The sequence below is a fragment of the Hanstruepera neustonica genome (assembly GCF_002895005.1).
GTDB lineage: Bacteria > Bacteroidota > Bacteroidia > Flavobacteriales > Flavobacteriaceae > Hanstruepera > Hanstruepera neustonica.
In genome coordinates this window covers 200136-223923 of record NZ_POWF01000002.1, presented here as the reverse complement: position 1 = coordinate 223923, position 23788 = coordinate 200136, and the positions used below count along the sequence as shown (strand labels likewise).

Genomic DNA, 23788 nt, shown 5'->3' with positions numbered 1-23788 from the left:
CGAGAACAAGCGAAACTTCTCGATACAATTTTCTTTCGAAAATCACTCGAAGTGACAAATTCAAATATGAAAGGAGAATTAATTCCACATAAAATGTTGAGTCTAGATCCATTCAGCACATGGTTGGGTATAGAAATATTGGAATGTGAAATTGGTCGTTGCCGTGTTGCAATGACTGTCAGGAATGATATGTTAAATAGTATGGGGAAAGCTCATGGCGGCATTAGTTATGCATTAGCTGACACCGCTTTTGGATTTGCAGCCAATACACATGGTAAATTTGCAGTATCCATCGAAACTAGTATTAATCATATTGAAGCATTGGAAGAAGGTGATTATTTGGTTGCCGAATCAGTCATTGAAAAGGTTAATACTAAATTAGGATTTAATATCATAGAAGTCAAACGCGATGATGAATTGGTAGCCCTTTTTAAGGGAGTGGTTTATCGCACTCAAAAAGATTGGGAATAATGAATAGATTTTTTAAAGTTTTAATATGTCTATTTTTCGTTACAAATAGTTATTTGTCATTGGGTCAAAACGAGATATCTTTTGAAATAAATAGAAATGTATTTAAGGATCTAGGAGAGTTTCTAATCACGGAGGATGGAGCCATGCTGAAAACGATGATAGTCCCAGGTGATTTTCAAAATTTGATAAATGAAGCTAAAGGTGATAAATCCTTTGGAGAAAATGTTGAAATGGGATTCATTGAGGGAACTAAAATTTTCTTTATTCAAGAAGTTGAGCAAAAAAACGAAGAAGTTGTTTTTACATTATTGATAATGAAAAAAGCTGGAGAAAATCAAATAATAAATTTGATGGCATTCATGCCAAATGATAAAAAAGAGAATTATTATCAGATGATTGTTGAAGCTGCAAAATCTGCTAAAATAATAGAAGAATGAAAGAAGCATATATAATAGATGGTATCAGAACACCTATAGGAAATTACAAAGGGACCTTATCAGTCGTTCGTACAGATGATTTAGGAGCATTGGTCATTAAAGAAATTGTAAAGCGCAATCCTAATATCCCAAAAGAGGCTTATGACGATGTTATTTTAGGCTGTGCCAATCAAGCAGGTGAGGATAACCGTAACGTGGCACGTATGTGCTCGCTATTGGCAGGATTACCATATACCGTTCCTGGTGAAACTGTTAATCGCTTATGTAGTTCAGGATTATCAGCTATCATTCACGCTAATAGAGCTATTAAAGCCGGAGATGGCGATCTTTTTATTTCAGGAGGTGTGGAAAATATGACCAGAGGCCCATATGTCATTGCAAAAGCGTCAAGTGCCTTTGGTACAGATGCTAAAATGTATGACAGTAGTTTTGGCTGGCGTTTTATAAATCCGATGATGGAAAAAATGTATGGTACAGATGGCATGGGAAACACGGCTGAAAACTTGGTGGAAATTCATAATATTTCACGTGAAGATCAGGACGCATTTGCCTATTGGAGTCAAATGAAAGCAACCAAAGCGCAGGAAAATGGACGGTTAGCTAAGGAGATTGTTCCAGTGACCATTCCGCAACGTAAAAAAGACCCCATCGTGTTTTCAAAAGATGAATTTGTTAAACCAACAACCACAAAAGATATCTTAGCAAAATTACGCCCTGCTTTTAAAAGCGAAGGCGGAAGTGTGACTGCTGGTAATTCATCAGGATTGAATGATGGTGCAGTAGCTACCATTATTGCATCAGACGAAGCGGTTAAAAAATATAACTTAAAACCATTGGCAAGAATCGTTAGTTCCGCTGTGGTTGGGGTAGAACCCAGAATTATGGGCATAGGTCCTGTTGAAGCTTCAAACAAAGCATTGGCAAAAGCGGGTCTAACGATGGACGATATAGATATCATTGAGCTTAACGAAGCTTTTGCAGCACAAGCTTTGGCATGTACTAGAGCTTGGGGATTAGCCGATGATGATCCTAGATTAAATCCAAATGGAGGATCCATTGCTATTGGTCATCCATTGGGTGTTACAGGGGCAAGAATTGCTTATTCGGCTGCTTTAGAATTACAAGAACAAAATAAACGTTATGCTTTGGTCACAATGTGTGTAGGTGTTGGGCAAGGTTATGCTGCAATTATTGAAAATGTAAATATTAAATGATTTGTCATTCCACGTTTGATGTGGAGTCTACTATAAAGTTTCAAGTATGAACAAAATAAAACATTATGTCCAAGGACAATGGACTGAAGGCAAAGAAGAAGGTATGCCTATTTATGATGCCATAACGGGTGAACATTTTACTAACTGGGCAGTAGAAGGATTGGATATTCCGGAGGTTCTTAATTATGGACGAACAAAAGGAGGAGAGGAACTTCGTAAGATGACTTTTCAAGAGCGTGGAAACATGCTTAAGAGTCTCGCGTTATATTTGACCAAACGAAAGGAGGCTTTTTACGAATTAAGTTATCGCACAGGTGCGACAAAAGTAGATAGTTGGATAGATATTGAAGGTGGTTTCGGTAACTTGTTCGCCAATGCATCCTTAAGAAAGTTATTCCCCAACCAACCCTATCATGTTGAAGGTGATCCTATTGATTTATCACGTGGCGGACGATTTATGGCGCATCACATCATGGTCCCTAAAAAAGGGGTTGCTGTGCACATCAATGCATTTAACTTCCCAGTTTGGGGAATGCTAGAAAAGTGTGCGGTTAACTGGATGGCCGGAGTGCCAGCAATTGTTTTGCCAGCACCTTCGTCATCATATTTGGCAGAAGCTGTTGCAAGAGAAATTATTAATTCGGGTATCTTACCAGAAGGCGCTTTACAAATAATTAATGGTACGGTGACTTCTATATTAGATACAGTTGAATCTCAAGATGTTGTGACTTTTACTGGTTCTGCTTCTACAGGAAGATTATTAAAAGCGCATCCAAGATTAATTCAGGAATCCGTGCCATTTACTATGGAAGCTGATTCCTTAAATGCGGCTGTTTTAGGTGAAGATGCGGTTCCTGGAACACCTGAATTTGATCTCTTTATTAAAGAGATTAGAAAAGAAATGACGGTTAAAGCTGGTCAAAAATGTACTGCTATCCGACGTATTATTGTTCCGGAAAATTTAGTTGAAGATGTTCAGATTGCTTTAGGGAAAGAATTGGATAAAGTAACTATCGGTGACCCGCGATTAAAAGAGGTTCGCATGGGATCTTTAGTAAGTAAACAACAAGTCGAAGCCGTTAGAAATTCTATTTCAGATATCGCCAAAGAGGCTGAAATAGTATATGGCAATTTAGATAAATTGGAGACCATTGGTGCTGATGCTAATAAAGGCGCGTTCATAAGCCCAGTATTATTTAGAACAAATGAACCCTTTAAAAGTCACGCGGTTCATGAAAGAGAAGCTTTTGGTCCAGTAAGTACCATTATGCCGTACAAAACTCTGGATGAGGCAGTTCAATTAGCGCAAATGGGTAAAGGATCTTTAGTTTCATCAATCGCAACTTTTGATGATAAAATTGCAACCGAATATGTTGTAAATGCAGCGAGTCATCATGGACGTATTTTGGTGATTAATCGTGAAATGGCAAAAGAAAGTACAGGACATGGCTCACCACTACCTTATTTGGTTCATGGTGGTCCCGGACGCGCAGGTGGTGGTGAAGAAATGGGTGGATTGCGTGGTATAAAACACTATTTACAACGTACAGCTATTCAAGGTACGCCTTCAACTATTACTAAAATTACTGGTATTTATCAGCAAAACGCCAAGTATAAAGATGCCGAGGATCATCTGTTTAAATATCACTGGGAGGATATTCAACCAGGAATGTCTTTAAAAACGCACAAGCGTACACTAACAGATTCCGATATACAAAATTTTGCCAATTTAACTTGGGATCATTTTTATGCACATACCGATATTACATCACTGGATGGCAGTATTTTTGAAAAACGTACGGCTCATGGTTACTTCATTATTTCAGCTGCGGCTGGTTTATTTGTTTATCCCAACAAGGGTCCTGTCGCAGCAAATTATGGTTTGGATTCCATCCGATTTTTAAGACCCTTATATCACAACGACACCATTTATGTGCGATTGACCTGTAAAGAAAAAGTTGATAGAGATGTTAACGGTAAAGAACATCCAAGTGGTATTGTCAAGTGGCATGTTGAGGTATTCGATGCAAATTTTGAGAATAGGCCAGCAAGTCAAAAGACGGATAAGGATAGTCCATTAGTAGCAGTGGCTACAATATTAACCATGGTCGAGAAAAAGCAACAGACTTTTGTTGAAATGACTAATGATAAAATCCATGAATGCCTAAACAAATTAACAGAAGATTCTAAACCGCTATGGGGAACCATGACGCCACAACAAATGGTCGAACATTTAGAATATACCTATAGAATTGCATCGGGTGACATTCAAGATTTTGATATAGCAACACCAGAAAAGATATTGGAAAAAGTTCATGCGACTTTATACAATTATGATAAAATGCCGCGTCAATATGATTTTCCATTAGCCGAAAAATCAAAGATAAAAGAAACCAAATATGATAGTTTGGAAGCCGCCAAATCCAAACTAATCGAATCTCGCGAAGCCTATTTGGAGTTTTTTAAAGAACAGCCAGAGGCAGTATTGAAAAATGCGGTGTTTGGCAACATGAACCGATATGAATGGTATTTATTGGAGCGTAAGCACTTGAATCACCATTTTGAACAATTTGGATTAATATAATAAACTTAAATAATAATTGATAGTATGAGTGATCCTTACGTAAAGTTGGATATTGTAAATGAAGTAGGCTATATAGAATTTTTTCATCCTGCACATAATTCCTTGCCAGGTGATGTTTTGGCAGAATTAGCCCAAACCATAACCGATGCGGGAACAAATGATGCTATAAAAGTCATCGTATTAAAAAGTGGCGGAGACAGAACATTTTGTGCTGGGGCCAGTTTTAAAGAATTAATTAATATAAATGATGATGCCACAGGTAAAGTGTTTTTCTCTGGTTTTGCTAATGTCATTAATGCCATGCGAAAATGTTCCAAATTTATTATTGGCCGTATTCAAGGCAAAACGGTTGGAGGTGGAGTAGGATTGGCAGCCGCTACAGATTATTGCATGGCAACCAAGTTTGCAGCTATAAAATTAAGCGAATTGAATATTGGTATAGGACCGTTTGTAGTTGGTCCAGCTATTGAGCGTAAAATGGGGTTAAGTGCCATGTCTCAAATAGCCATTGATGCGAATACCTTTTATCCAGCCGAATGGGCAAAAGAAAAAGGTTTGTTTACGCAAGTATTTGAAAGTACCGAAGCATTGGACGAAGCTGTCAAGACTGCTGCAGAACATTTATGTACTTACAATCCTGAAGCCATGCAAGAGATGAAAGCCATTTTTTGGAAAGGCACTGAAGATTGGGATAACTTATTAGCTGAACGTGCTGCCATTAGTGGTCGTTTGGTATTAAGTGAATTTACAAAAGAGACCTTAAAACGATTTAAATGATAAGAGTGTAGCGGGTAGAGAATAGTTTTTTTTAGAAATAAATAAATGAAAAGTAAATATCATTTTAATTTTGAAGAGTTAAAAGTGTATCAAAAAGCTATTGAGTATGGTGAGTTAGTGCATCAACAGCTTAATGATTTTCCAAAAATTGAAGATTATAGGCTATCATCACAATTTGCGCGAGCAGCTGATTCTATTGCCTTTAATATTGCAGAAGGTTCAGGAAGTTCAGATGCAGTTTTTTTGAATTATTTAAGAATTGCAAGAGATAGTTCAAAAGAATGTGTAGCTGCTACCACAAAGGCATATTTGAGAGGTTACATTTCTTTTGAACAAAGCGAAAGTAACAGAGAGGTTTTAGTAGAAATCAATAAAATGTTATCTGCTTTGATGAAACATTTAAAAAGCAAATCTAAATGAAATACTACCCTCTACTAACTAGTTTCTACCAGCTATGATATATTCATTTAAAGATTACATACCAGTTGTTCACGAAAGTAGTTTTGTTCACCCATTGGCGGCAATTACAGGAAATGTAATTATTGGTAAAAACTGTTACATAGGTCCTGGAGCTGCTATTCGTGGTGATTGGGGACAGATCATTCTGGAAGATGGTGTAAACGTTCAAGAAAACTGTACCGTTCATATGTTTCCGGGTAAATCAATTACATTAAAAGAAAGTGCCCATGTTGGTCATGGTGCCATTATTCATGGTGCCAATTTGGGAAGGAATTGCTTGATTGGTATGAACTCGGTTATTATGGACGATGCTGAAATAGGTGATGAAAGTATAGTGGGAGCCATGGCTTTTGTAAAAGCCGAAACCAAAATTCCAAAGCGAAGTTTAGTGGTTGGTAATCCAGCTAAAGTAGTAAAAGAAGTGAGTGATGATATGATTGCATGGAAAACTAAAGGAACACAATTGTATCAACAGTTGCCTAAAGATTGTCATGCGAGTTTAAAGGAAGTAGAACCATTACGCGAGGTTCCAAAAAAAATGAAAATACAAGAAGGAGCTTATGATACCCTTCGCGATTTTATGAAACAATAAAGAATGTCAAAATTCGAATTTAAAATGCCCAAATTGGGTGAAAGTATAACCGAAGCCGCCATTATAACTTGGTTTAAGAATGTTGGTGATACGGTTGAGCAAGACGAAATGCTATTGGAAGTTGCCACAGATAAAGTAGATTCCGAGGTGCCTTCAAGCGTTACAGGTGTTGTTGAGGAAATTCGGTATAAGGCGAATGAGGTTATTAAAATAGGCGAGACTATTGCAATTATCAAAACAGACGGTAAAGTTTCTGCATCTAAAAAGAAAGAAACACCTTTGAAGGTTGAAGAAAAGCCTCAAGTAAAACAAAAGGAAAATAAGAAAAGAACAGTATCAAAGCCGTCTATAAGCATGCCTTCGAGCGGCACGTCATTTACAGTTTCTAACGAAGATCGATTCTTTTCACCATTGGTCATTTCAATTGCCAAACAACACCATATTAGTTTTGAAGAATTAGCTCGAATTCCAGCAACAGGAAAGGAAGGACGTTTACGAAAAAGTGATGTATTCAATTATATAGAAGAAGGTCGTCCGTATCAATTTGCCCAACCAATGCTTCAAGACCCTACGGCATATCGTATTCCACAGTTAAATTTTGATAAAGGCAAAGGTAAAATTGTGGAAATGGACAGAATGCGTCAAATGATAGCCGATCATATGGTGTACTCCAAGCACACATCACCACATGTAACGGCCTATGTGGAAGCCGATTTGACGAATATGGTTAACTGGCGAAATAAACATAAAAAGGCCTTTCAGGAAAAATATGGCGAACGTTTAACCTTCACACCGTTATTTGTTGAGGCTGTTGCCAAAGCCATAAAAGATTTCCCAAATATCAATGCTTCTGTAGATGGAAAAAATATCATTGTTAAAGATGATATCAATATTGGTATGGCGACCGCTTTGCCAAGTGGTAATCTTATAGTGCCAGTGGTCAGGAATGCGGATTCCAAAAATCTTCAGGAATTAGCTGCTAATGTCAATGATCTAGCTGAAAAAGCGCGTGATAATAACCTGAAAGCAGATGATATTCAAGGTAGTACATTCACTATTTCTAACGTTGGAACGTTTGGAAGTGTTATGGGTACGCCAATTATTAACCAACCAGAAGTGGCTATTTTGGCTTTGGGCATTATTAAAAAACGACCAGAAGTGATTGAAACTGAAAAAGGTGATGAAATTGCTATTCGTAGTATGATGTATTTATCCTTGTCTTTTGATCATCGTGTGGTGGATGGATTTCTTGGAGGTAGTTTTGTACGACGGGTAGCCGATTATTTTGAACAATTTGATGTAGATAGAAAGATATGAACAAAACAATATTAAAGAAGGCATTTACAAATTTGGTTACTGCCAAAACCATGGCGGAATTATACGAAGCTAATTTTAAAGTGGTGTCTAAATATGTGCATGCCACGTCTCGAGGACATGAAGCCATTCAAACTGCCTTGGGCATGCAATTACTTCCGCAGGATTACGCTTTCCCTTATTATCGAGATGATGCCATGCTTCTGGCTTTTGGTATGCGTCCACATGATTTAATGCTTCAAGTGTTAGCCAAAAAAGACGATCCGTTTTCTGGTGGTCGAACTTACTATGCTCACCCCAGTTTAAAAGATACCGATAAACCAAAAATCCCGCATCAATCTTCGGCTACAGGAATGCAAGCTATTCCAGCAACAGGTGTTGCCATGGGTATGCAATATTTAGAAAAGAAGAACCTAAAAAACCCAAATTTGAGTGATGCTAATTTATCTTCGGATTTACCAATTACGGTATGTAGTTTGGGAGATGCTTCTGTTACGGAAGGTGAAATTGCGGAGGCATTTCAAATGGCTGCTTTAAAGCAAATGCCCATTTTATATTTAGTGCAAGATAATGGTTGGGATATTTCGGCAAATGAAGCTGAAACTAGGGCACAAAATGCAGCTGAATATGCAAAAGGGTTTCACGGATTAGAAGCTATTTCTATAGATGGCGCTAATTTTATGGAAAGTTATATGGCACTTGAGAAAGTCATAAAAACCATTCGTAAGGAACGTCGTCCGTTTTTAGTTCACGCAAAAGTTCCCTTATTAAATCACCATACATCTGGTGTGCGCATGGAATGGTATCGTGACGATTTGGAAGAAGCTAAATCACGTGATCCATACCCGGTTTTAAAACAGCAATTATTGGATAATGGTTTTACACAAAAAGATATAAATAAGATTGAAGCTGATGTAAAAACGTTAGTAGAAAATGATTTTAAAAAAGCGTTAAAAGCGGAAGATCCAAAACCTGAAGATTTATTTACACATGATTTTGCTCCAACACCTATTTTAGAAGAAACAGGTGAGCGTTCACCAAAAGGAGCTGATAAGGTAGTGATGGTTGACTGTGCTTTATTTGCTGTTGAAGAACTTATGAAAGAATACCCAGAGTGTTTGTTGTATGGTCAAGACGTAGGAGGGAGACTTGGAGGTGTCTTTCGTGAAGCGGCAACACTGGCACAAAAGTTTGGCGATGACCGCGTTTTTAATACACCCATTCAAGAAGCGTTTATTATTGGCTCTACAGTTGGGATGAGTGCTGTTGGATTAAAACCAATTGTTGAGGTCCAATTTGCGGATTACATTTGGCCAGGACTAAACCAATTATTTACTGAAGTAAGTCGTAGCTGCTATTTAAGTAATGGCAAATGGCCAGTCAGTATGATTTTACGTGTGCCAATTGGTGCGTATGGTAGTGGCGGACCTTATCACTCATCTTCAGTTGAAAGTGTTGTGACAAATATTAGAGGTGTAAAAATAGCCTATCCAAGTAATGGAGCTGATTTGAAAGGCTTGATGAAGGCTGCCTATCATGATCCTAATCCAGTCGTGATTTTTGAGCATAAAGGTTTATATTGGTCTAAAGTTCCAGGAACACAAGGGGCTACGTCCGTGGAACCTGCAGAAGATTATGTGTTGCCTTTTGGAAAAGCTTGGTTGTTACAGGAAATCTGGAAACAGGAAGATGTAGAAACCTGTACGATTGTTACATACGGAATGGGTGTACACTGGGCTTATAATGCTTCGGGAGAATTAAATTTGAGGGATCAAATTGAGATTATTGATTTGAGAACATTGTATCCATTGGACGAGGATACCGTCATGAAGTCTGTTAAGAAAACAGGAAAATGTTTAGTTGTTACTGAAGAGCCTAGTAATAATAGTTTTGCAAGAGCTTTGGCAGGTAAAATTCAAGAAGAATGTTTCCAATATTTGGATGCGCCTGTTATGACTATAGGTAGTGAAAACATGCCGGCAATTCCGTTAAATTCTACATTGGAACAAACCATGATTCCTTCAACAGCAAAAGTGAAAAAGAAGATAGAAGATTTATTGAACTATTGAGTTTAAGTTTATCGATTTAGTATGGGCTATTGTTAGCATTGGTGTACTTTACCCGATATTTTGGTAGTATGAGGAATATTAAATATGTTCTTAATGTAATAGTGATATATTTTGTATATTCAACATCTTAAAATCAATAAAACAAAAAGTTATCATGAAAAAATACATTACATTATTTAGTGTTATTGCCTTGTTTTTTGTGGGAATGCAAAATTCAGTAGCGCAAGAAAAAAAACAGAGACCTGAAGAAATTGCTAAAATTAAAACACATGATCTTCACCAATTGGTAGATTTAACTGGTGAGCAACAAGGAGAGATTTTTAAGGTTTTTGTTGATGCTGAAAGTAACATGTCTGCAATTAGTTCACAAGGTCAAAATATACAGGCATCTCAAAAAACTAAATCAGCTGTTCTAGAAAATACAAATACTAGAATAAAGGCTATTTTAAATCCAGAGCAGTATGCTATTTATTTAAAATCGCTGGAAAAAGAAAAAGATAAGGTAAAAAAATAAGTTTGAGTTAACTACTAAAAAAGCGGCTTTAAGCCGCTTTTTTTATTTATTGTTTTTGAGGTGGATATTTTTCAAGTATCGTATTTACAAATTCCTTGATTCGCGCTTCTTTTTTATCTATGTTGTTAGAAACACTTAAGTAGCCTACACCTTGTCCTTGCCAAACCAGCTCCTTTTTATTCGCATCAATCAAATCAATGTATAAAACCCCTTCTGTTGAAGTAGATACAGTATTGTAATTACCGTAAAAATAAGGGTTCCAACCCCAACCCCAACCAGGGCCATAGAAATTGTTGTAAACATCAATTTTTTCTCGTGATGAGGCTATAATACTTACCAGTAAATCTGGATTTTCAGATTTCGTAAATCCTTTTGCCAATAATTCAGACTCAATGGCTTTTAAAATACGTCTTTTGTCCAAATCACTTATTTCAGCTTTGTCAATTCCGGTTTTGTAAAAAGCAAATGTTTGATAATTATCAAAATTCACTTGTTTATCGTAATCTGCAATAACCCTAACAGAACTACAAGATGTTATAAAAAGGGTCAAGACAACCAAGATAGGCAGGTTATAAAATTTATTTTTCATAGCGTTTGTTTTAAATTAAATTATAACGAGTTTAGTAAATCCTTGTCTACAATATTTGGTAACGTAACTTTTAAATCTGGATTGCTTTCCATAGCACGTTTTAAAGCGAAAATAGCACCTTCATTTTTTGCCCAACTTCTACGAGATATACCATTGTTAACATCCCAGAAAAGCATCGATTTTAAACGTCTTTGCGCATCATTACTACCATCAAGAACCATGCCGAACCCACCATTTATAACCTCTCCCCAACCTACGCCACCACCATTATGAATACTCACCCAGGTAGCTCCTCTAAAACTATCACCAATGACGTTATGAATGGCCATATCGGCTGTAAAACGTGAACCATCATAAATATTACTGGTTTCTCTGTAAGGAGAATCGGTTCCTGATACATCGTGATGATCACGACCAAGCACTACATAACCAATATCGCCTTTTGCTATAGCGTCATTGAAGGCTTTAGCAATTTTCATACGTCCTTCGGCATCAGCATACAAGATGCGTGCTTGTGAGCCTACAACCAATTTATTTTCTTGAGCGCCCTTTATCCATTGAATGTTATCGGCCATTTGCTGCTGAATTTCATTTGGAGAATTCTTCATAATATCCTCCAAAACACTACATGCAATGGCATCTGTTTTAGCTAAATCTTCTGATTTACCAGATGCACATACCCAACGAAAAGGACCAAAACCATAATCAAAACACATGGGTCCCATAATGTCTTGAACATAACTTGGGTATTTAAATTCACGCCCAATGGTTGGATTATCAGACATGACATCTGCTCCGGCTCGAGAGGCTTCCAGTAAAAAGGCGTTTCCGTAGTCAAAGAAATAGGTGCCCTTTTCTGTATGTTTATTGATAGCTGCCGCATGACGACGAAGACTTTCTTGAACTTTGGTTTTAAAAAGTTCTGGATTGTTAACCATCAAATCATTGGATTCTTCAAATGATAAACCCACTGGATAGTAGCCACCAGCCCAGGGGTTATGTAAGGACGTTTGATCACTTCCTAAATCAATATGGATATTAGCTTCATTAAATTTTTCCCAAACCTCAACGACATTGCCTAAATAGGCTATGGAAACTGTTTCACTATTTCTTTGTGCTGTATTCACACGTTCAACCAACTGATCCAAATCAGTTATTTTTTCATCTATCCAACCTTGATCTAAACGTATTTGAGTGATTTTAGGATTCACCTCGGCACAGATTGTAATGCAACCTGCAATATTACCGGCTTTGGGTTGTGCACCAGACATACCTCCCAAACCAGAAGTAACAAATATGTTCCCTTTGGGTGATTTATTTATTTTTCTAAAACCATTTAAGACGGTTATGGTTGTCCCATGGACAATTCCTTGTGGCCCAATGTACATATAACTGCCTGCAGTCATTTGACCATATTGGGTAACCCCAAGTGCATTGAATTTTTCCCAATCATCAGGTTTGGAATAATTTGGAATCATCATCCCATTCGTAACGACTACACGAGGTGCATCTTTATGAGATGGAAATAATCCCATTGGATGTCCAGAATACATCACTAACGTTTGCTCATTGGTCATGGTAGCCAAGTATTGCATGGTTAACAAATATTGCGCCCAATTGGAGAAAACGGCACCATTACCACCATAGGTAATCAATTCATGAGGGTGCTGGGCTACAGCATAATCCAAGTTATTTTGAATCATGAGCATGATTGCTGCAGCTTGTTTGCTTTTTGCAGGATATTCTTCTATAGGTCTCGCATACATTTTGTAATCTGGACGGAAACGATACATATAAATACGGCCAAATGTTTCGAGTTCTTTTTTAAACTCGGGAAGTAATGTAGCATGGTGTTTTGATTCAAAGTAGCGCAAGGCGTTTTGTAACGCTAATTTTTTCTCTTCATCAGAAAGGATATCCTTTCGTTTTGGTGCATGGTTGATGGTTGCATCAAAAGGTTTTTTATTGGGTAATATTTCAGGTATACCCTGAAGTATATGTTCTTGAAATGTCATTTAATTTGTGTTTTTATCAATATTATCATCTAAATTTTATGTCTGAATTTAGATAGAAACTAAGGATAGCGAATATCAACACGATGATGTGTGTTGGCAACTTTAATACGGTATGTCATTAAAAGAATGTCCAAATTCTTTATTGTGAATTCGTTTTTTTATTGTAGCCATACGGACAATGTCTACAACCACTTTCGCAACAATAACCACGTTTTAAATGGTATTGTTCGGTGAAACAACGATACCCTTCAGGTGTCCAATAAAAATCACCTTCTTCAATAGGTATTATTTTTTTCATACCACAAAGATAATGTAATTTGGATTGATTTTTGATTGTTGTAAAATATGATTTTGATTTCAAAATATCTGGTACCTAGAGGCTATATTGGAATTTCATTATTTCCATTTATCATCCTAAAATATCACACAAATAAACAGGATAGGGTATTGATTAATCATGAACGGATTCATTTACGTCAACAATTGGAATTACTTATTGTATTGTTTTATGTTTGGTATGTTATAGAGTTTTTAATTAGGTTTTTTCACTGTAAGAATTGGCGTTTAGCTTATCTTAATATTTCATTTGAAAGAGAAGCATATCAACATGAAAAAGACCTTGATTATTTAAAGTCAAGGTCCTTTTGGGCATTTAAAAAATATTTATGATTTTTATTTCAATACAACTTTTTGAATTTTTTGACTACCGTCCATCAAAGTAACTTTAATCAGTAAAACATTTCCTTGTCCGATATGATTTATTTTTAATTCATTCAGGTTTAGTTGTTTTTTATCAAGTAAGGTTCTGCCTAAAAGGTTATAAATAGTTACTTTATCAATAGTACTTGTGTTAGAGACAATTTTAATATACTCACTTTTAGGAGCGGAAATTGTCAATCCAGCTATATCATTAATGCTTTCAGTAGAAAGGGAATTGTTAGTATATCGCAAGACAAAACGGTCATGACGACCAGGTTCAACAGTAAAAGTATAAGGTTGTTCCCTTAAGTTATGAATAATGCCTAATTCTAAATCTTCCAAATAAATGGCTTGATTATCATTATCAAAAAGACCATCCACGCCATTAATAGCAATAGTATGTATACCGGAAACTTTAGTTATTACTCCCATAGGAACAAGGTCATTTGTATTAAAAGGCAAACTTCGTCCTTGAATGACCATGCGGTCATTATCAATCAATGAGTAAATGTTCATGCTATTTATTTGATTGGTTTCGGCGTCATATAATCTATCTTTTCCCATAGTTGCATTTTCGGTGTATGCTACAAGTGTTCCAAAAACCTGTTCTGAAGGAGAAATCAAACTTAACCATATACGATGGCGTTCCTCTGAACCACTATGGGAAGAATTGGAAGTTCTATAAAATTGGTTATTTCCATAATGGGTATATGGCGAAACACCAAAATAGCGCATACTGTTATCGAATGTAACTGTTCCATTATTAGGATATGAAGGGCCAACATGATTCATTAGTATCATAAACCCTTGCCCTGAAGCAATATTACCATGAAATCCATTTTGGATTTGAGGACCAGAGCCATTATAAGCTATGTAATCTGAAACAGAATAATTTTGTCCAAAATCATAATAAAAAGGATCATCAGTATCTCCTATTGGTGTTCCATGCGTCCAGATGTTTATGTAACCAGCGATATTGGTGTTGGTGCTTAAAAAATCGCTAGCACTAATAGAAGATGGATAAGGATTGCCAATTAAGTTCCAGTTATCATCATCAAAAGTTGCATTGGTGGTACTACCGCTTGTATTATAAGGACCTCCCGTATAACTTCCACTCGAAATAGGAGTGCTTATATTACCATTGTTAAGGTTGTTGTTTGTACCCGTAAATGTCGTTGTGATACTAGGCGTTGTTGATGCACGTTTGATGTATCCTTTTCCTACCTGCATAGCACCAGAAGCTCCTGCCCAATCACCATGATTTCCTATACCATATCCATTTATGGTAGGCGTCCATTGATAGGTTAAATCTCCAGGAATACTACCAACATTGAAACCAGCAATAGGTGTTGACCAATAAACATAATCTGAAGCATCATTGATAATGCTTTCTCTAACGACATTAGTGATTCCAGATCCAATATTAGCTACATTATCAATCTGAACCAAACTAGCATCATCTTGAATATTTAAGGTGCCATTATTATTTATGACATTTTGAATGGTTAATGTTGAAGCAGTTGGACTACCACTAAACGGAGGAGAAGAAGCTGTATCACCTTCTAATGTTAAAATAGCATCCGTAGCAATATACAAATTAAGTCCATATCCAGAATCCCCATCATATATAATTGGATCATAAGGTCTATCAGGAATAATTACACAGTCTGATATGGTAGGCACGGAATTACCTAACCAGTTTTCTGGATTCATCCAATCCTCTGGATCTGTATTACCACCAATAGTGGTGTCTCCACCCAACCATATTTTACCAGAAGGATTAACAGTCACTTCATCTGTAACTGTAATAGTGGATGCATCGCATAGTGTGTAGGTTATTGCTGCCGTGTAGGTGGTTGGTACTAAAGGTGAAACAGTAATGATATCAGTTGATCCCAAATTAGGGCCACTAGTACCAGAACCCTCGTACCATGTTAAGTTTGTTATGCTTCCACCATCTGGTGTAAATCGATAAGCTTCGTCGGTTGCTGTCCAATTAGCATCTTGCGTATTTCTTCCTGGTGCTGCTAAACCATCACTACCATTGGCATTTTGGATAGCAATAGTTGCATTTCCTTCATTCCAAATGACACCTGGGCTGGTTTCATCATCTAAAACTTTTTCTTTGATATAGACCTCAATGACATTCGTATCCTCGTAAAGGACGATCATGCCAGTATAGCGTTTTGACAAATCACCCGCGTTAGCATTTAGGAAATAAGGCACTTCATTCCAAGAGGCAACTAACGCACGACATCCTGTATCTAGAGTAATAAGTTCCCAACCAACTTCACCGCCAAAACGCGGATCAATATCATTATGTGCACCAAAAATTGAAGGACCATAATGAAATTGATATAAAAATGGAAAAACTACTTCATACGCATTCTCTGTCGGATGTGGAACATTTTCATAGGTTGCCCACGCTGAATATTGATTAGCTAAAGCGGTATCGAAACTAATAACTCCATTGGATCCAATAACACAAGAGTTATAGGTTTGTCCATAGAAACAGAAATTAAATGGTAAGCTAATGCTTGAAGACCAAACATCATCTTGATCTAAACTCACCTGATTGGCTAAACATCCAAAATCAAAAGGTGGGTCTGTCCCAGAAATATCAGTAACATTATAAGATGTGGTGTCGCCTAAATCCAGATAGGTTGCTTCTAAATTCACACTTGTGGCACCACTGCAATAATCTAAATTAACAGGATTGTTTCCTGTTATAGATTCAGCTGAAATAACTGAAGGACAAGCCAAATCAGAATGATTAGGCGTACTGGTAGGATTACAAGTATCTACACAAGTTCTTGAGATAGTAAAATCACCCGTGAATGTGGAACTGGCACCTGCAAAATAATCAGCGACATAAATATAATAATTGGTGCCATTAACGGTATCAAAGGTGTAAGATTCTACTTCACCATCAAGATTGTCATCTTCACAAGTAACTTGAGTAAAAGTTCCAGAACAATCACTACTGGAACTCATAATGGCCATTTCAGGATCAAATCCAGTTTCCGGTGTTACAATGATAGTCGTTTGGTTTCCATCACCAACAAACGTGTACCAAACACCGTAGTTACTTAAAGAACATGGTGTGTTTTCAGGTGTGTTTGATGTGCCAACCGTAGTTCCTGGAATATTGACATCATTACAATTTAATGTTGTGGCATCAGTACATAAGTCGTTTGAAAGAGGCGTGGGAGCCGTTATACAGATATCAAAAGTTCCTTGATCAATTCCATTACCCCAACTAAATACCCGAATATAATAGGTTACACCAACTGTAAATCCTGTGATGTCGCCCACTTCATCCGTACCGCCAAAAAAGTTGTCAACACATAAAGCACTTGTCAAACCACCACAAGATCCGACAAAAATCTCAAAAACAATATCGTTAATGGTGCCTTCTGAAACGGTGATGATATGGTCTGTATTTGTTGCTGTAAAGGAATACCAGACATCATCATCCGATGTCCCAGAACAACCAGCAGGCCCAGAATAGGTAGCACCAACTGTTGTGCCTGCTGTTGTAACACAAGTGGCATTGGGTGTCAGGGTAATAGCACCACTACAGTTGTCATTTGATGGTGGAGGTGTTGAATTGTATACACAAATGGTACCAGTCATATTATTATTTGAATTGTAACGCTGAATGCGTACAATATAAACTGTACCAATTGTTGTAGCATAATTTATTGTTTCCGTACCACCTGCAACAAAATTATCAGCACACGCTAAACTAGTCATATTGACATTACATGCACCGGTAAATAATGTTAAGATAGCATCTTGACTAGAGGTATAAGAAATGGTTGTATTGGTGCTTGTGGCGGTAAACCATCCCCAAGCATCATCTCGGTCTTGTGCATTACATCCAGAGGCGCCATTCCAGTAATCAGTACTGTTAGTACTGTTAAAGGAAACAGGCGTGCAGCTAGACCCAACGGTTAGTTCAAATCCTGTAGCAAGAGACGTATCACAATCATTAGATTGAGAATACCCCAAAAAAGGAATAAAAAAAGTTAAAAAAAGGTACTTAAGAAAGTTACCAGCAAATGTATTTTTCTTCATATTCCACCTCAATTGATTAATAGCTCATTTAAATTACTAAAAATTAAGCGTTTAAGCTAATTTTGTTAACAATTTTATGTAATTAATTCTCAAATAAAAATCAAATTCGGTGAACGACTAAAATTTTATTTGTAATACCATTTGTTGCTGAAAATCAACTATATAAAAAAAGGACCTTAAAATTTCAAGGCCCTTTTGAGGGAATTATGGATTAATTAGTATGTTATTGTCTTAACACTAATTTTTGGATTTTCTGTGCACCATTAGCCAAGGTTACTTTAACCATCAGTACACCATCACTCAAGGAACTATTTTCAATAATAAGTTCTTGCTCATTAACTTTATCAAAACTCATTAAGTTGCGGCCTAAAATATCATAGACTACAACCGAATCAATAACATCAGTAGTTGAATTGATTTTAATATAATCGCTATTTGGCGCAATTATCGATATAATGGTATCAGACGTAAATTCATCAACACCTAAAGAATTTGTTGTGAATCGAATTCTGAAACGATCAGTAAATTCTCCCATTTCAGTTGGTGTAAAGAAATAAGGTGATTCCTTAATATTATGGATAATACCTAAATCTAAATCTTCAATAAAGATGTTCTGAGAAAGTTCCATATCAAACAATCCATCAACATCTTCCAGATTTATGGCATATTCACCTTCTTGGTCAATAATTATTCCTAACGGAATAGTGTCTGACTCATCAAAAGGTAACGCTCTACCTTGAATGACATATTTTTTCTCATCATCATTAATGATAGAATATAGTTTTCTGCTACTGCCACTCATGAGACCAGCATCAAACATTCTATCTTTTTCCATGGTAGCACCTTCAATATATCCAACTAGAAGCGTGCTAACATTGTCAGAAGGTTGCACCAAACTTAACCAAATTCTATGACGTTCTAAATCGGAAGGTCTTTGAATTCTGTTTCTGTCAGGATTAGATTGTCTGAAGTACATTTCATCAGATCCCACACGCATACTATTGTTGAATGTAACCGTGCCGTCAAATTGGTTGCCATTTGGAGAACCATGACTATCTTCCATATATACAAAGAATCCTTGACCTGATCCAATTGTGCCATTAAAACCACCAGTTGAGCCAGAATAGTTGTAAGCTAAATAATCAGCTTCATCATAGGTAAATACGAAGTCACCAAAGAATGGACTATTCCCTCTTCTAATCTGAAGACCATGTTGCCATAAATAAACCACACCATCAATTCGAACATTGGAAACTGCATTTTCAAAAAGAAAATCATCAGCACTTAACCCAGAAGGGTAGGGGTTACCTAATAAATTCCAGTTATCATCTTCTGCGGTAGCATCTTCATCACCAGGATCACCATTGTTATTTCCATTTGAAGTACCAGATGTAAACGTACCTCTTGAAACAGTTGGTTGATATATACCATTATGAGGAACACCAGTAAATGAGGCCGAATTCCAGGTGCCTAAAATTGGAGTATTACCATTTCCACTTGGCCCACGTATAATATAACCTTTGCCGGGATCCATGATAGTATTAGTTGCTGAACTCCAATTTCCGAATTGGGTAGTTGCATTTGTGTAAATTGTTGGTATCCATTCATAAATATAGGGCGTAGTATAAATAGATGATGTATTCCAGTTTTCAACTGGTGATGACCAATAGACATAATCTCGTGATCTAACATATACGTGTCTTTCTATAGTGATTTCTCCAGAATTAGTGGCCGAATCATCATTTTGTATCAGGTTAGCGGTCAAACTTGAGTCAAATGTAGTTTGGTTACCACTTGTCGTTCCTGAAGCACCGGCTACTCCTTCCAATTCCAAAATAGCTTCATTTTCAACAATAACGTCATTATTAACAGTCAATGTACCACCAGCTAAAATTAACAGGCTACCATAATCGGTACCACCAGGAACGGTTGGTCCTTGAATGGTTAGCGTACCAGCTTGTGCATTATCATAGGTGCCGTCAATAATTGGGTATCTGGATAGTCCTTGAGGAATTAAAACACAATCCGTCAAATCTGGTTCAGCAGCAGGTGTCCAGTTATTGGCATCAGTCCATGCCGTACTAACTGAACCATTCCATAATTTCAATGAACTTGATGTCACTACAATATCATCAGTTAATGTCACCGTATTTCCACAAATAGTATATTCAGAAGTAGCTGTATAGGTATCTGCAGTAGTTACGCTTAATGTTGTTCCTGATCCAACAGAAGCACCACTGCTTGCAGCAACCCAATCTACAGAGTTTGGTGCAATAACTGCTCCGTCTGGAGTAAAACGCCACGCCTCGTTAAAGGTTTCCCAGTTTGGATCTAATGAATTACGGCAAGGGGCTACAACATATTCATTGGCAGGATTACCAGGGTTAGAATCCACATTATTACCTTGAATGGCTACTATAGCATTACCATCATTCCAAGGGCTCACATTACCATTCTCAATGAGTTTTTGTTCGATAAATACTTCAATAATGTTCGTGGTTTCATGCAATACTATCATACCTGTATATGTTCTGGATGAATCGCCAAACATGGGTATATCATGATATGTAATTTGGAATTGCCTGCATGGTGCTGTACCAATTGTTCTCGTTTTTACTGAATTTGAGGGTGCGCCTACGGGATAAATATCATGCATAACACCGAAAATTGTGTACTCGAGTAGTTTTGGAGAAAAGCCATTATCATGTCTTCCTGGCAAATTACTGTCAATTACCCAATCATGACCTGTGCCAGCAAAATTATTGGCTAAATCAAAGGTTACCATTCCATTTGCTCCCACAAGCAAATTAGAGTAACAGTTACCATAAAACTGGAAATCAAAACCAATGCTTGTAGTAGTACCTGCCCAAGTGTCATCAGAGGTATTTAATCCTTGATTAGTACCAGTCCCAAGACCATCTGTGAATTCATAATTAGGTGGAGTAGTTGGGTATTGTATTTGTTCAACAATATAATCTGTGGTTTCCCTCAAGTTAGCGTGCGCTTCTAGAGTCACGGCACTACTGTTACAATCTATAAATGCTGTTGGATCAGCATCAAATGGATCTGCATTAAAAGGGTCATTTCCAGCCTCATCTACAATAATTCCACAAAGTGTTGGTGTACTTACAGTTGTGGTACAACCGGTACTAAAAGTAGAACTTTGCCAGAGACCTTGATCTGTACCGTTACAATCACCTCTTACAAACACGTAATAAGTAGTTCCTGCTGAAAGCCCTGTTATCGTAACACTCGTAGAAAATGTTGTACCAGTAATATCTCCGCCTGGTGTGTTTGGGGTATTATCCAATGAAACAATGTATTCATAACCATTTCCTGGTGGTGGTGCGGGTGCCGTCCAACTAATGGTGCCCGAAGTTGGGGAGGTAGCCGATGCAACCACAGAAATAGGGTCAGCAGTACAATTCAAAGGAGAAACCCTTAATGTATAGTCATGGGTTTCGCTACGATCATTATCAAAGCACGAATTAGGATTTGTTGTATTTTCATCAGATCTTACACGCATTCTATAATCGCCTGCTACCGCACTGGCTAAAACTGTAAAGGAACCAGCTGTCGGGTTGCTATATCCTGTAGTTTGAAATACCAATTCATTGGCATCGTTAAAATCTAAATCATTGTTCCAGTCCACCCAAATATTAGTTTCAAAAGTACCACCAACAAAGGTCATATTAAAGTTAACATTACTAGCTGGCAGTTGTGTAACAACCATGCCAGTAAAATCACCATAACCAATTCCTGAAAAGCCTGAATTAGTATGCGTAATATTGGTAGAGCCACCTGAAGTTGTGAAGTCATCAATATAATATGATGAAGCGTTGGTAGTCGATTCTGGTATACAATAAGTGGGTATTATTGTTGTAGCACTACTACTTAAAGGCGGTGTGCTATACAGAGGTCCACCACCACAGTTGTCATTATTGAAAGCAAAAACGTAGAAGAAATAAGTTGTATTTTGAGTTAAGCCTGTTGCGGTAAAATTCACGTTACTATCATCATCAATTACGGTAGCACCTAATGATGTGTCTCCCACTGGATACAACACCCCATCTGTTGGTTGGATTGGAGGTGTTCCAGTAGTATTAATTAAAACCAAGTAATTGTCAGCAGCAGGAACGGATGGTGGAAATGTTCCATCTATTAGCGAGTCCGTTATGGTTCCAAATGTTATAGGTGCCGCTGGGGTGATAGGGGTTGTACAAGCAGGTGGTGTTCCTACACAAATATCAAAGGTTGTATTTTGGCCTCCTATCGATGTCCAGGTATACACTTGAACGTAATAGGTGTTTCCCGGAGTCAACCCAGTTAGATCAGATGTATTAGGATCACTACAAATAATAGGAGCAGCTAAACTACCACATCCTGGCGCAGCGTCATAAACTGCGTGGTACATATCGGTAGTAGAACCACTAACGTTTAATATAGATACTCTATGAGAGGTTGAGGTTGCAACAAAACTGTACCATACATCATCATCTTCAGTACCACCACAATTAGCGACGCCAGAAGGCGTAGCATACTCTACCGTGCCAGCAGTAACCGTTGTACAAGAATAATCTGGGTTAACCGTTAATGACGTTGCAGTTGTACACACATTGTTGCTAGGAGGAGGGGGAGGAGTCCCTATACAAATATCAAAATCAGATGTTTGAGCTATAGAAGACCAAGAATATATCTGTACGTAATAAGTTGCTCCTGGTGTAAATCCTGTAACAACAATATTTTCATCGTCCGAACATAAAAGTGCCGTATCAGGTCCTGAACAAGGATCACTACCATAAATGGCGATATACAGGTCGGAAGTACTTCCCACTATATTTAATAAATCAATGGTATGCGATGCACTAGTTGCTGTAAAGGTATACCAAACGTCGTCATCATCTGTACCACCACAAGCAGAGCTAATTCCTGAATTTGTTGCACTGTCAATGGTTCCTGAAGTTACCACACTACAACTTTCATCTGGGTTTACGGTTAAGACTTCGGCATTAGCACATTCATCATTAGGTGGAGCAAAACTAATGGTATAAGTTATTCTTATTTGACCATTGGCACCAGCGCCACCGGTTCTATTACCACCTTGTCTAATGGCACCACCACCACCACCACCAGGCGGCAATCCAGGATTTCCATTCCCACTTGTTGCACCAGCACCTCCAGCACCACCATTCGCACCATCACCACCATTACCACCATTGCCAGTAGTTCCTAATATACCTGGCTGCCCAACGGCATTAGTTGAACCTCCTGTAGCCGTTCCACCAGCACCTGGAGTCCCCATATTAGCACCACCACCAGCGCCACCATTGGCAGCTAGATTAAATGGAGCATTTACTGTCGTATTAGTACCAGCTCCACCAGCTGCTTGTGAAGCACCAGCACCACCAGATCCTACTCTATATGTCACTACTTGGCCAACAGTCACAGTAAAGGTGTTTATGGTGTAGCCACCACCACCACCGCCAGAACCACCGGAGCTACCACTCGAACTACCACCACCAGCACCACCAGCACCCCAACATTCTATAGTGATGGAAGATACTCCAGCAGGCACAGTCCATGTTTCTGCTGCTGCTTGAGGGGTATTATCTGTAAAAGTCTGTCCAAAACCCTGAAGGGAGAAAAACAGCATAAATACAGCGGACAATAATAGGTTAAAAAATAATGTTGTTTTAGTAAACGTGGCAAGCTTGTAATTGTGGCTCATTGTATTGTTAATTAAAAACGATATACTCGTTTTAGGGTTGCTAAAAATTAATTCTGACAAAAAATGTCATGTATAACAATAGTGGTTAAACCGATGTGTAGATTTTGGGGAAATCTATAATAAATTCGCAATCAAACGAATAAGGCAATAAAGTTACGAAAAATAGCAATTTTATTCTCTAAAAGATAACAATTTATTATTGATTTTACGCAAATTTATTAACATAAAAATATTATAGATTTTTGA

At 37.5% G+C, this 23788-nt stretch carries 15 protein-coding genes; 10 read left to right on the top strand and 5 right to left on the bottom strand.

The annotated features are described in order from the left end of the window. Window positions 1-66 precede the first annotated feature (66 nt). From C1T31_RS05755 to C1T31_RS05710, 10 genes are all read left to right on the top strand, one after another. Entirely contained in the window at window positions 67-471 is a 405-nt protein-coding gene (locus C1T31_RS05755) for a PaaI family thioesterase (protein WP_103051531.1), read from the top strand. Continuing rightward, window positions 471-908: a hypothetical protein gene (locus tag C1T31_RS05750; RefSeq protein ID WP_103051530.1), complete on the top strand. Its 438-nt coding sequence runs from the start codon at window positions 471-473 to the stop codon at window positions 906-908. The genes C1T31_RS05755 and C1T31_RS05750 overlap by 1 nt, the downstream gene beginning before the upstream one ends. After that, complete coding sequence (gene pcaF / locus C1T31_RS05745) at window positions 905-2122, top strand: 3-oxoadipyl-CoA thiolase (protein ID WP_103051529.1); 1218 nt, start codon at window positions 905-907, stop codon at window positions 2120-2122. Before C1T31_RS05750 ends, pcaF begins: the two co-directional genes overlap by 4 nt. A gap of 46 nt (window positions 2123-2168) precedes the next feature. Next, on the top strand, window positions 2169-4706 hold the full coding sequence (gene paaZ, locus C1T31_RS05740) for a phenylacetic acid degradation bifunctional protein PaaZ (protein ID WP_103051528.1): 2538 nt from the start codon (window positions 2169-2171) through the stop codon (window positions 4704-4706). A gap of 24 nt (window positions 4707-4730) precedes the next feature. Then, entirely contained in the window at window positions 4731-5483 is a 753-nt protein-coding gene (locus tag C1T31_RS05735; protein WP_103051527.1) for an enoyl-CoA hydratase/isomerase family protein, read from the top strand. A gap of 45 nt (window positions 5484-5528) precedes the next feature. Further along, on the top strand, window positions 5529-5903 hold the full coding sequence (locus C1T31_RS05730) for a four helix bundle protein (RefSeq protein ID WP_103051526.1): 375 nt from the start codon (window positions 5529-5531) through the stop codon (window positions 5901-5903). A gap of 34 nt (window positions 5904-5937) precedes the next feature. Then, window positions 5938-6534 (top strand): acyltransferase, encoded by a 597-nt coding sequence (locus tag C1T31_RS05725; protein WP_103051525.1) that lies wholly within the window; start codon window positions 5938-5940, stop codon window positions 6532-6534. A gap of 3 nt (window positions 6535-6537) precedes the next feature. Then, window positions 6538-7851 carry a dihydrolipoamide acetyltransferase family protein gene (locus C1T31_RS05720; RefSeq protein ID WP_103051524.1) on the top strand — a complete coding sequence of 438 codons (1314 nt, stop codon included), beginning with the start codon at window positions 6538-6540 and terminating at the stop codon, window positions 7849-7851. Then, window positions 7848-9917 (top strand): alpha-ketoacid dehydrogenase subunit alpha/beta, encoded by a 2070-nt coding sequence (locus C1T31_RS05715; protein WP_103051523.1) that lies wholly within the window; start codon window positions 7848-7850, stop codon window positions 9915-9917. The genes C1T31_RS05720 and C1T31_RS05715 overlap by 4 nt, the downstream gene beginning before the upstream one ends. 154 nt (window positions 9918-10071) lie before the next feature. Then, entirely contained in the window at window positions 10072-10431 is a 360-nt protein-coding gene (locus C1T31_RS05710) for a hypothetical protein (protein WP_103051522.1), read from the top strand. Between the two features lie 46 nt (window positions 10432-10477). Here the strand turns inward: C1T31_RS05710 and C1T31_RS05705 are convergent, their stop codons facing one another. The 5 genes from C1T31_RS05705 to C1T31_RS05685 form a co-directional block, all read right to left on the bottom strand. Further along, on the bottom strand, window positions 10478-11020 hold the full coding sequence (locus tag C1T31_RS05705) for a DUF4136 domain-containing protein (RefSeq protein ID WP_103051521.1): 543 nt from the start codon (window positions 11018-11020) through the stop codon (window positions 10478-10480). A gap of 20 nt (window positions 11021-11040) precedes the next feature. Beyond that, the gene (locus tag C1T31_RS05700) at window positions 11041-13035 is read right to left on the bottom strand and encodes a urocanate hydratase (RefSeq protein WP_103051520.1); all 1995 of its coding nucleotides are present in this window, start codon (window positions 13033-13035) and stop codon (window positions 11041-11043) included. A gap of 139 nt (window positions 13036-13174) precedes the next feature. Next, window positions 13175-13333 (bottom strand): DUF5522 domain-containing protein, encoded by a 159-nt coding sequence (locus C1T31_RS14035; protein WP_165780073.1) that lies wholly within the window; start codon window positions 13331-13333, stop codon window positions 13175-13177. 374 nt (window positions 13334-13707) lie between these two features. Then, on the bottom strand, window positions 13708-17814 hold the full coding sequence (locus tag C1T31_RS05690; protein ID WP_103051518.1) for a T9SS sorting signal type C domain-containing protein: 4107 nt from the start codon (window positions 17812-17814) through the stop codon (window positions 13708-13710). Window positions 17815-18037: 223 nt separating this feature from the next. Next, the gene (locus tag C1T31_RS05685) at window positions 18038-23542 is read right to left on the bottom strand and encodes a fibronectin type III domain-containing protein (protein ID WP_123912635.1); all 5505 of its coding nucleotides are present in this window, start codon (window positions 23540-23542) and stop codon (window positions 18038-18040) included. Window positions 23543-23788 lie beyond the last annotated feature (246 nt).

Bases quoted from the DNA above. Each gene is read 5' to 3' on its own strand.
- C1T31_RS05755 (WP_103051531.1), top strand. From the start codon at position 67: ATGAAAGGAGAATTAATTCCACATAAAATGTTGAGTCTAGATCCATTC.
- C1T31_RS05750 (WP_103051530.1), top strand. From the start codon at position 471: ATGAATAGATTTTTTAAAGTTTTAATATGTCTATTTTTCGTTACAAAT.
- pcaF (WP_103051529.1), top strand. From the start codon at position 905: ATGAAAGAAGCATATATAATAGATGGTATCAGAACACCTATAGGAAAT.
- paaZ (WP_103051528.1), top strand. From the start codon at position 2,169: ATGAACAAAATAAAACATTATGTCCAAGGACAATGGACTGAAGGCAAA.
- C1T31_RS05735 (WP_103051527.1), top strand. From the start codon at position 4,731: ATGAGTGATCCTTACGTAAAGTTGGATATTGTAAATGAAGTAGGCTAT.
- C1T31_RS05730 (WP_103051526.1), top strand. From the start codon at position 5,529: ATGAAAAGTAAATATCATTTTAATTTTGAAGAGTTAAAAGTGTATCAA.
- C1T31_RS05725 (WP_103051525.1), top strand. From the start codon at position 5,938: ATGATATATTCATTTAAAGATTACATACCAGTTGTTCACGAAAGTAGT.
- C1T31_RS05720 (WP_103051524.1), top strand. From the start codon at position 6,538: ATGTCAAAATTCGAATTTAAAATGCCCAAATTGGGTGAAAGTATAACC.
- C1T31_RS05715 (WP_103051523.1), top strand. From the start codon at position 7,848: ATGAACAAAACAATATTAAAGAAGGCATTTACAAATTTGGTTACTGCC.
- C1T31_RS05710 (WP_103051522.1), top strand. From the start codon at position 10,072: ATGAAAAAATACATTACATTATTTAGTGTTATTGCCTTGTTTTTTGTG.
- C1T31_RS05705 (WP_103051521.1), bottom strand. From the start codon at position 11,020: ATGAAAAATAAATTTTATAACCTGCCTATCTTGGTTGTCTTGACCCTT.
- C1T31_RS05700 (WP_103051520.1), bottom strand. From the start codon at position 13,035: ATGACATTTCAAGAACATATACTTCAGGGTATACCTGAAATATTACCC.
- C1T31_RS14035 (WP_165780073.1), bottom strand. From the start codon at position 13,333: ATGAAAAAAATAATACCTATTGAAGAAGGTGATTTTTATTGGACACCT.
- C1T31_RS05690 (WP_103051518.1), bottom strand. From the start codon at position 17,814: ATGAAGAAAAATACATTTGCTGGTAACTTTCTTAAGTACCTTTTTTTA.
- C1T31_RS05685 (WP_123912635.1), bottom strand. From the start codon at position 23,542: ATGAGCCACAATTACAAGCTTGCCACGTTTACTAAAACAACATTATTT.